We start from the raw sequence: 13,736 nt of genomic DNA on the forward strand, positions 1-13,736 counted from the left end.
CCCTAAGCGATGGCATCAGGAAGGTGTGTTGCCCGGACGGTTACGCTGTACAAAAGCCGTTGGCATGTGGAACTGGACTTACGCAATCTCAAGACGACGCTGGGGTTGGGGCAACTGAGCTGCAAGACGCCGGATATGGCCATCAAGGAGTTGTGGGTTTATTTACTGGCGCACAACCTGATCCGAATGATCATGGTGCAGTCGGCCGCGCTGGCAGACTGTTTACCACGAGAGCTGAGCTTCAAACACAGCCTCCAGCTTTGGCTGGCGATGAGGCAATACGGCGCCCCCGAAAGAGACGATTTTTCAACATTGCTGAGACTGATTGCCCAACGACGTGTTGGAAATCGCCCAAGCCGCATCGAGCCGCGTGCTATTAAACGACGACCCCAAACCTACCCTTTAATGACCAAACCACGTTCGCAGGCAAGGGCTGAGGTAAAGGCGAACGGTCATCCGAAACACGTTAAGTAAGTGCCATTCGGTACAGATCCCTAACGATATAGCGTTTTAAACAGCGCTGAACTTCTTTGGAAGACAAACCTTGTACACTACGCCGGGCGACATAACTTTGGGTTTTGGGGGCACCATTGCAGTGGTCCACAGGGCGTTGTTCGCAGACCGATTCCCTCCTCGGCTTGAACGATGTAGCACCGTTTTACCCGAGGATGCTGGTAAAGGACTGAACCCACAGAGAGCGGCGAGAGCAGCTTCACTTTTTAAGCGCTCCGGGTTATCGCCTGCTGTCGAAATCAGCACGGCTGCCGTTTGCGAGCCTACGCCGAATTGTTTACGTAAACGGCGAGCATGTTGGCGAGTCAGGTTGTCCAGAATGGCGTCGAGTTTTTCAACTTCGTCTGCCAATGCCAGCCAGCGTTTGGCCAATAAGCACAGGGAAGTTGTTAAAATGCTCAGGAATGCAGTCGCGCACAATGAGACGATGGACATGGTGAATGGAATACCCTTGGCGGCGGTTGTGGCGGCTTGCACTTCGCCACGACGGGCGTACATACCGGTCAATCCGACGGGGGCAAGCGCGACAGGCATGGCCAAAGTCTCGCCAAGCAACTGGGATTCCAGACTCAATTGCGACATGCCACGCAGCACCCGCTGGCGCAGCGCTATATCGGCCAGGTCGCTGACATTACGGCGCAATGTGCGCGTGCGCGTGCGCGTTCCGCGTTAGCGCCTCCATCAATGTAATGAAACAAGAACGGGGGCAATTTTCGTTGGGCGGCGGCGCGGTAATCAGTAGACGCAGAAATAATCATGAAGTTCACCCTAATTCAGTAAGTCATGTAGTCGTCCAGCAGAGAGGTGCGGTCAACAGCTAGGGCGTAAGTTCGCGCCCCGCACTATTTGTGGGGCGCGAGTGGTGGTTCTGTTTAGTCACTCATAAGCGGGTCGGTAAGACCGAGTCCGTAAACTGCGAACAAAGTGATTAGCCCCGTAAATAGCACGTAATACAATGTTGGCCAGACAGTCTTACGCAAAATACTGCCCTCTCGGCCGAGCAACCCTACAGTCGCAGAGGCTGCGACCACGTTGTGAATGGCAATCATGCTTCCAGCAGCAGCGCCTATAGCTTGTACAGCAACGATCAAGGCGCTGGAAATACCTAAATTGGTGGCCACGCCAAACTGGAACTGACTGAGTATCATATTACTGACGGTGTTGGAGCCGGCGATAAAGGCCCCCAAAGCGCCGATGCTCGGGGCAAACAGTGGATAGATACTGCCTACACTGTCGGCTACAAAGCGTGCCATGGTGATCGGCATGCTCGCTAGCTCTGCAGAGTTGACGCCGGAGTTGATCAAGATGCGCACCATCGGCACGGTAAATAGCAACACAAAACCTGCGCCAAGCAGTACACGGGTTGATTCCCCGAAAGCGGCGCTTAACTGACGCACCTTCATACGGTGCAGTATGAAGGTTGCCAGTACAACCGCGACGAGGATACCGCCGGGGAGGTACAGAGGCATGAAGTCTGCCTTGATACCGCTTTCACCTAGAATGTTGGGAAACACCAAAACTACGGATTTAAGCGCGGCGCCAACTTCCTGGAATACCCGGCTGATCACCAGTAATGCCCCAACCAATACATACGGTAGCCATGCGCGCAGGGTACTCATAGGTTTAGCAGTGAGGTTATCGAGTTTCATCTCGATGCTACCCAGCCACTCGCTTGGCCACTCGCTAGCCGGAGCAAAGTCCCAGGTCTTTTTGGGTACTAAGAAACCGACTTTAACGGCGAGAGTAACAATAGCCAGACCAATCAGGCCACCCAATAATGAGGGAAACTCTGGACCGAGAAAAACACCTGTGATGGCGTACGGCAGCGTAAAAGCCAGACCGGCAAACAGGGCAAACAGGGCAAACGGCAGTACAGCGAAACCAGCCTTCCAGCTTTTTTCACGGCCGAATACTCGAGTTAACATCAGCACCATGATCAGCGGCATCACGGTACCAACAATGGCATGGATGATGACCACCTCACTGGTAATCAACTGAAGGAAACTATTCCAATTGGAACCTTTGGCTACCAGTTCAGTACCGATAGCAGCGCTATCCAGACCGCTATTGATCCCGATGATGATTGGTGTGCCAACAGCGCCAAAGGACACAGGGGTACTTTGTACCAGCATGCCAAGGATCACTGCCGCAAGAGCAGGGAACCCTATCGCTACCAGCAAGGGGGCCGCGATCGCAGCAGGTGTGCCAAAGCCTGACGCTCCCTCGATAAAGCAGCCGAACAGCCATGCGATAATGATCGCCTGAATACGTCGGTCTGGGCTCAAGGTGGCAAAGCCGGCACGAATAGTTCGTGATCGCACCCGAATGCTTGAGGGTGTTAAGCAGCAAGATGGCGCCGAAGATAATCCACAGCACGCCAGCAGTAATGATCAAACCTTGCAGAGTTGAGGCTAGTACACGATTGAAACTCATGTCCCAAACGGTCAAGGCAATGCCTGCGGTGAGAAGATAGACCAGTGGCATAGCCCTTTTGGCCGGCCAGCGAAGGCCAATAAGTAACATCGCGGCGAGAAGGCGAGTAGAGCGAGGAGTCCGGGTGACATACTGAGTCCTTCTCTTAGTGCAGTGTGGTGCGCGGAGGAGTAGAGGAGTCCAGTAGTGCGGTATGACAATCGGGCAGAAGAAACATGAGAGCGATCTCGGGAATTATTAGAATTGTTATAGCTTCACTATGGTAAATTGGTAAGATCAATATTTTATGCTGCCCGATCAGCCTAAAAGCACGGTTATGGTCTGTCAATTTCACACTGGATGAATTTGTTTCAAGTTATTTTGGTTGGCTCGGCCTAGGGTGAACCGCTTCAGCTCGTCCAATGCAACTGGAACTGTCGGCACACCTGCAATTGCGCATCGAACTGCTGGCCAATTGCAGCAGCTACGGAGCGGACAGTATGTCCATTGATCGTACAGCCCAACTCACACCCTACAGCTGCATGACATGACCAGTACCTGGCGCGAGCTGCTTGCCGAAACACCGACACCAACACTGCGACATTTTCGAAACCGGCAATGATTCGTTTTGCTTAAAACAGCGCAAGGAATAGATGAAAACCGCGTAGCCAACTGGAAACTATTGGACGCTGATTGACATCACACACACGCAAATAGAGCGGACGAGGAAAAAACCTTATGTTTTGCATGGTTAATTTTGCTTCGGTGCTAGCCTTGGTCTTTTCCAATTCAACGTCATTACTGCGTTTGGCCACACTGCTGCGAAAAAACGGAACCCAATTCGGTTATCACAAAAACTAAAGCACGCTTGGTTGAACCCATATGTATCTGCCAAACCTGCAGTGCGTTTGGGCAGACTGATTGACCGCGGGATGACACGCGTCATCAGTCACGATGAGTCGCATGCCTTGCCCCTCAGACAAACGCCTCTCAAATGAGACTCTCATGACCTTACGAGAACTACGTTATCTCGTCGCATTGGCGGATCACCGTCATTTCGGACGCGCCGCCGACGCCTGTCACGTCACTCAATCCACATTGTCCACTCAATTGCGCAAGCTGGAGGACTACCTCTGTCAGGTGCTGGTCGACCGTCAGAGCAAGCACTTCACACTCACCCCCACAGGCGAGCAAATTGTCAAGCGCGCGCGACACATTTTGGCTGAAACCGATACCATTCTGGCGTTGACACGCGCGCGTCGCGATCCACTGGAGGGCGTGCTCACGCTTGGCATCATCCCGACCTTGGCGCCTTATTACCTGCCCCATCTGCTGCGGGCAGTGGAAGCCGCTCATCCCAAGTTGCAGTTGGTGATTCAGGAAGGCTTGACTGCCGATTTATGCGAGCGACTGAACACTCAATCCATCGATACCGTTCTGCTGGCATTACCGCGACCTCTCGCACAAACAATGTCGCGGTCTGCCGAATGCCTACGGTGTGAAGCCGCCGTACAGGGGTTGCCGCATTTGCTTGATCTGGAAGCCCACGATGAACGGGTGTTGTTCGACGAGCCGTTCTGGGTAGCACTACCTCTGGGGCACGCAGCGGCCGCCCAAGCCGATGTAGCGATTGAAGCGCTCGGCGACCTCAAATTGTTGTTGCTCACCGATGGTCATTGCCTGCGCGGGCAAGCCCTGGAAGCCTGCGGGCGCAGTGAATTTCAGGTTGAAGATTCAGCGGACTGCCGCGCCACCAGTCTGGAAACGCTGCAACATTTGGTCGCTGCAGGGCGCGGCTGTACGTTGTTGCCAGCGCTGGCGACCCATTACGCAGACACCACCCGACTGAGCATAAAACCGCTGCGAGGAGATGAGCACCGCCGTATTGGGCTGGTGTGGCGCCGCTCGCATCCACGCGCGCATGAATTCGATCTGCTGGCCACCACGCTACGACGCACTGCGCCCGTAGGAACCGAGCCTTGGCGATCCTGAAAACATTGGCTGCCACGGTGTGAACAGGCAGACCCTAGCCATCGCAAGCATTTCACCGTCGGCATCCGCCAGTCAGGTTATCAATCGCGCCCATTGGCAACGTGAATTGTCTGAGAAATGAGGTGGACTTAGAGTCCGAGTCTGATTTGAGACACGTTTTAGGCCCAGTTATCGCTTGGCTCGGTCCATCTCAATTACAAGGATAAGCCCCCATGCGCATAAAAAAACTGCCCTTGGCGATCGCCCTGATAGTTGGTTTTTCTCCTCTCGTACACGCGGACAACACCGGTGCAGCCTCCATGGCTGACAAGCAGGAGCAAATGACCAACAAGGATTGGTGGCCCAACCGTCTCGATCTTTCTTTGTTGCGACAACACAACCCGTCTTCCAGTCCCGCAGACGCCAATTTCAACTATGCCAAGGCGTTCAACAGCCTTGACTTGGAAGCAGTGAAAAAAGACATCAAGGCCACGCTGACCCAGTCACAAGACTGGTGGCCTGCGGATTACGGCAATTACGGCCCATTCTTTATCCGCATGGCGTGGCACAGCGCAGGCACCTACCGCACGATGGATGGTCGTGGCGGTTCTGATGGTGCTCAGCAGCGCTTTGATCCGCTCAACAATTGGCCGGACAACGTGAGTCTCGACAAAGCACGTCGTCTGTTATGGCCTATCAAAGAGAAATACGGTGCCAAGATTTCTTGGGGCGACCTGATGGTGCTCACGGGCACCGTGGCGATGGAATCGATGGGCATGAAAACCTACGGTTTCGGTGGCGGTCGCGCGGATGACTGGGAACCCGATCTCGTTTATTGGGGGCCTGAAAGCAACTGGCTCGGTGATGAGCGTTACCACGGCGACCGTAAGCTGAAGAAACCACTGGCCGCGGTGCAGATGGGCCTGATTTATGTAAACCCGGAAGGTCCAAACGGCAAACCCGATCCAATCGCTGCCGCGCACGACATACGCGACACCTTTGCACGTATGGGAATGAATGACGAAGAAACCGTTGCACTGATCGCTGGCGGCCACACCTTCGGTAAATCCCACGGTGCGCACAAGCCCGAAGGCTGCCTGGGCGCTGATCCTGCAAGCGCCCCGACCGAACAACAAGGCTTGGGTTGGAAAAACACCTGTGGCAAAGGTAACGCCGAAGACACCATCACCAGCGGGCTGGAAGGTGCCTGGACGTCAAGCCCAGCAGCGTTCACCAATCAATACCTGTCCAACCTCTTCGGCTGGACATGGGTTCAGACCAAGAGCCCGGCAGGTGCGACGCAATGGATTCCGTCAGACCCGTCGGCTGCAGCGATGGTGCCTGACGCTCACATCAAAGATAAGCGCCACGCCCCTATTATGTTCACCACTGACCTTGCGCTGCGTTTCGACCCTGCTTACGAGAAAGTAGCCCGTCACTTCCTTGAGAACCCGAAAGCATTCGAACTCGCCTACGCCAAAGCGTGGTTCAAGCTTACTCACCGTGACCTTGGTCCACGCACCCACTACCTTGGCGCTGATGTGCCAAAAGAGGAACTGATCTGGCAAGACCCGATTCCAGCACTCGACCACAAACTGATCGATGCCAAGGACATCGCATCACTCAAGGCCGGTGCGCTCGCCTCGGGTCTGAGCACGGGTGAACTCGTGCGTACGGCGTGGGCATCGGCCTCCACGTTCCGTGGCTCCGACATGCGCGGTGGCGCCAACGGCGCCCGTTTGCGCCTTGCTCCGCAAAAAGACTGGAGCGCCAACAACCCGACTGAATTGACGAAAGTGCTCGCCAAGCTGGAAACCATCCAGAAGAACTTTAACGCCAGCCAGAAAGGTGGAAAAAAAGTTTCACTCGCCGACTTGATCGTAATTGCAGGTTCCGGCGCCGTCGAATCTGCCGCAAAAAAAGGCGGCTACGCCATTCAAATACCAGTCACGCTCGGGCGTATGGACACCACGCAAGACAAGACGGATATCAACTCATTTGCCGTACTAGAGCCCAAGGCTGACGGTTTCCGTAACTACTACAGCGCAGACGCTCGCCTCTCTCCGACCAAAATGTTGGTCGAAAAAGCCAACCTGTTAACACTGACCACGCCAGAAATGACGGTACTGGTCGGGGGGATGCGAACGCTTGGAGCGAACACTGACGGCACCAAAAATGGCGTCCTCACTACCCGTCCGGGCGCATTATCCAACGACTTCTTCGTCAACCTGATAGACATGTCGACTGTTTGGTCCAAATCATCGGATGAAGGCGTTTACGAAGGTCGCGACCGCAAGACCGGTGATATCAAGTGGGTAGCCACACCGGTTGACCTGGTATTTGGCTCCAACTCGGAACTGCGCGCAGTCTCTGAGTTCTATGCGGCAAGTGATGCCAAGGAAAAGTTCGTCAAGGACTTCGCCAAAGCCTGGACCAAAGTCATGAACCTCGATCGTTTCGATATTTAATCGAATGAGCGTGAGCCGCCCGTCACCGTACAACGCCCTGCCCACTGTCCGAGCAGGGCGCTTATCCCAGGAGACTTTTTCGTGTCTAACGCTTTATCGGATAGCCCGCCGCGTGCGGGCTTTTCTAGCCCTGCTGTCCACGCGTGACTCAGACTACCGGCGCTGGCTAAAGCAAGCCCACACACGCTGATGTTTTAGCCAACAGGAAGTAGAGAACACCCGCCACCGCCAGATAAGTGCGGGCACCCAGGCGTACTACTTCGTCAGGTATTGAATCACCACAACGCGATGTCATAAGTCAGGTACAGGCGATAATTATCTCGATCGCTGGCGTAGGTAGAACGATAAGTGGCTTTGCGCACTTCGATGCCTACGCCTTTGAACGCGCTGCTCTGTATGACATATCGCAGATTCGTATCGGATTCCCACTCCCGGGCTTCGCGTCCTTTGTAGTCCCCGTTCTCGCCCTTGTAGTAACGGGTCATCAGGCTTAGGCCGGGCACAAACGCAGCGAAGTCATAGTCGTAACGCAGCATCCAGGTCTGCTCACCGGCCTGGATGAACTTTCCGACGCCGGCATTGGAGAACGAATAGACCGTCGACACGCTGGTGTAGGGCAATGCCGTATCGCCGCTGACCTTCTGATAACCCAGACCAAGTGCATGGCCGCCGAGACGATAAGTGAAAAGGCCGCTGAACATATCGGCATCCACCGCACCATTGCGCGCCTCACCTGCATCGTCGCTGATGAAGTAGCGCAAATCGCTGGTCAGGCTGCCACTGCCCATCGGTAGTTTGTGCACAAGACCGAAAAACTGCTGCCGGTAGAACTCGCGCATCTCCCCGTAATACCAGGTGCCGCTGAGGGTTGGCGTGAACTTGTAAGTGGCGCCGGCAAAATCAAAGCCAGTGCCTTTGCCGCCGTTGTAGCCCTGTGGATAGATATCGACGCTGTCGGTGGAGTTGCGCTGCTTGAACCTGTCCAGATGACCGCTGTGCAAGTACAGATCGCGGATGCCGCTGTACTCGATTTGCGTACCGCGAAAGGTTTGCGGCAACAGGCGCCCATCGTTGTAGACCAGCACCGGAATCTTCGGCATCAGGTTACCGGTCTTGATCACGGCTTCGCCGATACGCATTTTTGCAGTGATACCCAGGCTGGAAAAACCATCCGCTGCATGGCCATCGTCGTGCACCGGCAGCAAACCGGTGCCAGCGTGCGTCGGACTGGAGTCGAGCTTCAGGCCAGCCAGGCCCAACGCATCCAGACCGAACCCCACCGTACCCTCGGTGTAGCCCGATTGCAGGTTGAGCAAGAAACCCTGCGCCCACTCTTTGCGGTCCTCACCACCGTCGCGATAACCATCGTTGAAGTAATAATTGCGCAAGGTCAGTTTACCTTGAGAATCCTCGAAAAATCCTTGTGCCATCAGTTCTGGCGACAGACCCACCAGCAATCCTGCGGACACAATGCCGCCTCTCGTCAACAGTCCACGCATGGTATTTTCCTCAGCCCCGCATTTATCGGCTTTATGGGCAGTCGCAAAGGTCCCGCAATCGGGATGGGTTTCGATTTTGTTGGTCTGCGAAGCTGGACTCAGCGGCGCATTGCGGCGGACACTAACGACTCGACAGCGCGCCCACAACGTTATGCGAGAAGCGCATCAGGCTATGCGAAAGCTTCCGCAGGCGTGCACCGTTGCAAAAACAGGGGGAATCGGCAGCGTGAATATTAAGCAACTCGAGGCTTTCAAAGCCATCATGACCACCGGTTCAACCATCGGCGCCGCCACTCGCATGGGGCTATCCCAATCGGCAGTCAGCCGCTTGCTGACGCAGTTGGAAGAGGCATTGGGCTTCGCCTTGTTCTTGCGTAAAAAGGGCCGTTTGATGGCTACGCCGGAAGCCGAAGATCTGCTCGTCGAGGTCACCGGCCTGGTGGATGGCATGCAGCGTATTCAACGCATGGCCGATGAACTGCGTATCGGTCGCTCGCGCAAAAGCCTGCTCAAGGTGGGTGTGCCGACCAGCATGACCCAGGAGCTGCTGCCGAAAATCGTTGCCGAATTTCTCAAGAGTCACGACGACATCGTCATCGAGTTGCTCACTGGCTCCTACGACACCATCGAGCGCGCCGTGCTCGACCGATCTGCCGATCTCGGTTTCGTGCGTTTGCCTACAGAGATGTCCGACTTCAACATTGAACCGGTACTGGAAACCGAAGGCGTCTGCGTCATGCCCGCGGATCATCTGCTGACCCGTCATGCAGTGATCGAAGTGCAGCATCTGCGCAACGTGCCGCTGGTGTTGCTGGGCCGGCAGCGGGCCCTGCGCACGGAACTCAATCAGGTGTTTCGCGCCGTCAACTTGACACCGCAAGTGCGCATCGAAGTGCATTCGGTCGGCGCCGCCTGCAGCTTTGTCGCCGAGGGCCTGGGGGTATCGATCGTCAATGGATTGCTGGCCAGTCACTTCACTCACTTGCCCATCGCCACCCGACCTTTTCGCCCGGCACTGCGCTACGAATTCGGTCTGGCGTTCCGTCAGGACGAGCAGCGTCCACCGATAGTGAGTGCCTTTGCCGCCCATCTTAAACAGCGTCTGAACGAGTCGATGAATACCGTCCACGCATCAAAAAACGCATAGTCCGACCCGATCCACGCATAACGTTGTAGCCCCTTGGCGTTTGCCCTAGTGTCTGCCTCATCGAAGTACTGACACTCAAAACAATAACACCCAAGGGTTCACCGCCATGTCCCAGATCAACCTCACACAAACGGGCGCTGCCGAAAGTCAGACGCAACCCGTCAAGCCGACTGTACGCAAAACCATCAATCCGGCCATCATCCTACTGAGCATCGTGTTGCTCGCGATCGGGTTCACTTATGCAGTCAACTCCGGCACCTTCCAGCGCCAGAACGGACTGGTGGTACCGGGCTCTTATCAAGTCATGGAAAAGAGTCATTCCCTCACTGATCTGTTTGCTGTCGAACCACGCACAGCCTAGGATGCGGTAGCCCGCCCGGTATCGCTGATCGAAGGTTTCATGGCGATCCCGCAAGGTATCGAAAAACGCGCGGGTCTGATTTTCATGGTGCTGTTCATCGGCGGCATGTTCGGCGTGCTGAACAAGGCCGGGGTAATCGACGCCGGGCTCGAACGCTTACTAGGCATGACCCGCGGCAACATTTATGTGCTGGTGCCGATGCTGATGCTGGTGTTCTCCGCCGGCGGCACCTTCATGGGGCTGGCCAAGGAATTCATCCTGATCGTGCCGCTGATGGTCGCGATGGCCAATCGACTGGGGCTTTCGAACCTGATTGGTCTGGCCATCGTCTGTATTTCAGTGAAGATTGGTTATCTGGCATCGATCACCAATCCGGTCGCGCTGTCCGTGGCGCAACCGATGGTCGGGTTGCCGATTTTCAGCGGCATGAGTATGCGCATTGCTGCTTACGCATTGTTCCTCGCCGTTGGCATTGTCTTCGTGCTGTGGAGCATTCGTCGCCACGGCTATGACACCAGCGCCGTCATTATTTTCGAAAGCCAACCGCTGCCGTTGCGCCATCTACTCAACCTACTGGCACTGGCCTTCGGCGTGGCCTTTATGGTGTTTGCGTCAAACCGCTGGGGCTGGAAGTACCACGAACTGTCGGCGTTCTATCTGCTGCTGAGCGTGATCTTCGCAGCAATCCACGGCATGGGCGCCAGCACTGCCGCCAGTGCTTTTGTCGAAGGCATGAAAAAAGTCCTGATCGCAGGTGTGTTGATCGGTCTGGCGACCGCGGTGGAAATCATCCTTAGCACTGGTCAGGTGCTCGACACCATCGTCAACGGTCTGGCCAGCGTGGTCAGCGATCACGGTCCAGTGGTTTCAGCCTTCGCGATGTTCTTCTCGCAACTGGGCCTGGATGTACTGATTCCGTCCACCTCAGGCCAGGCGGCCGTGACCATGCCGATCTTCGGCCCGCTCGGCCAACTCTCCGGCGTCAGCCCGCAAACCACGGTGTATGCGTTTTTGCTCGGCAATGGCCTGACTAACATGATCACCCCGACCTCCAGCGGTCTGCTGGTGCTGCTCGCCACTGCGCAAGTCGGCTGGGGTCAGTGGGCGCGCTACATCCTGCCGTTGTTCCTGATCTATACCGTGCTGGCGATGGCGCTGCTGGCGGTCGCAGTGACCACCGGTTACTGAGTTCCAAGGCGTCCACCCGCAATGGAACGGACGCCGGTTTTCACAAGGTTCTGATATGACTTCGCTGAATGAACAGGTGTTGCCCGTCATGCGCTTGCTGCGTGACCAGATGATCCGTCTGCGTGATGGCGTCCACCTCGCTACCGATATTTACCTGCCAACCGATAGCGCAGGGCCGTGGCCGGTGGTGATTGAGCGCACGCCCTACAACAAGAGCAGCCCCTCGCGCTCGGAAAAACAACTCGACGCCCAGCACATCTCCCGTGGGGCCATGGCCGCGCGTTTCACCGCGCAAGGCTTCGTGGCGATTTTTCAGGATTGTCGCGGGCGTTACGCCTCCGAAGGCGTGTTCACCAAATACACTTCGGAAGGCGAAGACGGTTTTGACACCCTCGCCTGGATCGTCGAGCAACCCTGGTGCAACGGACGGATCGGCAGCATGGGTTTGTCCTACGCGGCCCATACACAATTGGCGATGGCCTGCCTGCATCCACAGGGACTGAAAAGCATGGTGCTCGACTCCGGCGGCTTTGCGAACGCGTTCCAGTGCGGCATTCGTCAGGGTGGCGCGTTCGAATTGAAACAGGCGACGTGGGCCTGGCGGCAGGCCAAGGAGAGTCCCGCCGCGATAGCCAACCCAAAGATCCGCGAAGCCCTCGAGCAAGAAGACATTCACCAGTGGTTCGCCCGCATGCCGTGGCAGACCGGACACTCACCGATTCGCCATGTGCCAGAGTACGAAGCTTATCTACTGGAACAATGGGCGCAGGGTTCTTTCAGCGATTACTGGCGAAAACCCGGCATCTATGCCGAAGGACATTACGACAACCTGCCAGATATTCCGGTGCTGTTCATGTCCAGTTGGTACGACGCGTATGTCAGTTCAACGCTGGCCAACTACCGTGCCTTCAGCCGCCACAACCGCAGCGCCCAGCATTTGATCATGGGACCGTGGCTGCACGGCGATCGCAATATCAGTCACAGCGGCGATGCCGAGTTCGGTGTGGCGGCCAACTTCGATGGCAACGTCGCACGCACCTGGCTGGATTGTCGACTGGACTGGTTTGAATGCTCGCTTAAGGATCAGTCCCGCAAGTCAGCGGTCACGGCGCCGGTGCAGGTCTTTCTGATGGGGGGGCGACAGTTCAAAGGATCAGCACGGCCGACTGCAACATGGCGGGCGCTGGTTGAAGAGCTCGCAGTGGCCGCTTCCGGGCAGCCAGCCCCTGAGCCTGTATCTGAACGATCAGCGGCAACTGAGCACGGATCAGCCTTCGGCAAAGGTGTCGAGCCTGAGCTATCGCGCCGATCCCGATCATCCGGTGCCGACCGTCGGCGGCGCGCTGACCTCCGGCGCTCCGGTATTCGTCGGTGGCGCGTTCGATCAACGTGAGCGAGCGGATTTCTTCGGTACCCAAGGTAATGACCAGCCATTGGCCGAACGTGTCGATGTGCTGAGCTTCCAGACCCTGCCATTGACCGAGGATCTGATCGCCGCCGGCCCGCTAAGCATTGAACTGTGGGTGGAAAGCGACGGCCTCGACACCGACTTCACCGCCAAACTGGTGGACGTGTATCCAGATGGCTATGCGATGAACATCACCGACGGAATCGTGCGTTGCCGTTACCGCGACTCGTGGGAGAAGCCGCAGCTACTGACTCCGGGGCAACGCGTAAAAGTCGTGATCAAGCCGTTTGCCACCTGCAACCTGTTCAAACGCGGGCACCGTGTGCGGCTGGACATCGCCAGCAGCAATTTCCCGCACTTCGACGTCAATCCCAACAGTGGCGAGGCCGAGGGCCAGTCCCTGCACAAGCGCATCGCGACCAACACGGTTCATATGTGCGCAGACTTTGCCTCACGCCTGGTGCTGACCACCCTTGCACCCGCAGTGCTGGCGGATCTAAATCATCAGGCCACCGATTCAGACTGACGCAGGGCGGCCGGTGTTGCGGATTTGCGCCGCATCGGCAACGCCAACCGCGCCTGCCCATAAAACGCCAGCACCGTCAGCAAACACGCCAGCCACACAAAGATTCCGCCCCTGAACGTGTGGGACATGCAGTGCCCGTGTGGTGCCGTAGACGAAGCCGAGCAACAATGAGCCCCACAAAATGGCACTGGAAAACGTCACTGATAACGGCACGCAACAAAGTACAGCGCCAAAATGGTGACA

At 56.3% G+C, this 13,736-nt stretch carries 4 protein-coding genes and 6 pseudogenes; 6 read left to right on the forward strand and 4 right to left on the reverse strand.

Annotated elements, in window-relative coordinates; translation table 11 throughout:
- Positions 1–42: 42 nt before the first annotated feature.
- Positions 43–474 (forward strand): annotated as a pseudogene (locus BLL42_RS28345) (transposase); the annotation flags it as partial.
- Positions 475–510: 36 nt separating this feature from the next.
- Here the strand turns inward: BLL42_RS28345 and BLL42_RS31215 are convergent.
- Positions 511–1,271: pseudogene (locus BLL42_RS31215) on the reverse strand (alpha-hydroxy-acid oxidizing protein).
- A gap of 114 nt (positions 1,272–1,385) precedes the next feature.
- A pseudogene (locus BLL42_RS28355) lies at positions 1,386–3,036 on the reverse strand (L-lactate permease).
- Positions 3,037–3,930: 894 nt separating this feature from the next.
- Here BLL42_RS28355 and BLL42_RS28360 point away from each other — a divergent pair.
- Positions 3,931–4,917, forward strand: a complete 987-nt coding sequence (locus BLL42_RS28360; protein WP_071556027.1) for a LysR substrate-binding domain-containing protein — start codon at positions 3,931–3,933, stop codon at positions 4,915–4,917.
- 212 nt (positions 4,918–5,129) lie between these two features.
- The gene (gene katG / locus BLL42_RS28365; RefSeq protein WP_071556028.1) at positions 5,130–7,364 is read left to right on the forward strand and encodes a catalase/peroxidase HPI; all 2,235 of its coding nucleotides are present in this window, start codon (positions 5,130–5,132) and stop codon (positions 7,362–7,364) included.
- 275 nt (positions 7,365–7,639) lie between these two features.
- Here katG and BLL42_RS28370 read toward each other — a convergent pair whose 3' ends face one another.
- Positions 7,640–8,863, reverse strand: coding sequence for an OprD family porin (locus BLL42_RS28370; protein ID WP_129587039.1), 1,224 nt, complete (start codon positions 8,861–8,863; stop codon positions 7,640–7,642).
- Positions 8,864–9,089: 226 nt separating this feature from the next.
- On the opposite strand from BLL42_RS28370, the gene BLL42_RS28375 reads away from it, so the two are divergent.
- The 3 genes and pseudogenes from BLL42_RS28375 (at position 9,090) to BLL42_RS28385 (ending at position 13,493) form a co-directional block, all read left to right on the forward strand.
- Positions 9,090–10,010 carry a LysR family transcriptional regulator gene (locus tag BLL42_RS28375; RefSeq protein ID WP_071556029.1) on the forward strand — a complete coding sequence of 307 codons (921 nt, stop codon included), beginning with the start codon at positions 9,090–9,092 and terminating at the stop codon, positions 10,008–10,010.
- Positions 10,011–10,116: 106 nt separating this feature from the next.
- Positions 10,117–11,559 (forward strand): annotated as a pseudogene (locus tag BLL42_RS28380) (YfcC family protein).
- Positions 11,560–11,647: 88 nt separating this feature from the next.
- Positions 11,648–13,493: pseudogene (locus BLL42_RS28385) on the forward strand (CocE/NonD family hydrolase).
- Here BLL42_RS28385 and BLL42_RS28390 read toward each other — a convergent pair.
- Positions 13,472–13,732: pseudogene (locus tag BLL42_RS28390) on the reverse strand (phosphatase PAP2 family protein); the annotation flags it as partial. The pseudogenes BLL42_RS28385 and BLL42_RS28390 sit on opposite strands and share 22 nt — an antisense overlap.
- Positions 13,733–13,736 lie beyond the last annotated feature (4 nt).

This window comes from Pseudomonas frederiksbergensis, from assembly GCF_001874645.1.
Lineage (GTDB): Bacteria > Pseudomonadota > Gammaproteobacteria > Pseudomonadales > Pseudomonadaceae > Aquipseudomonas > Aquipseudomonas frederiksbergensis_B.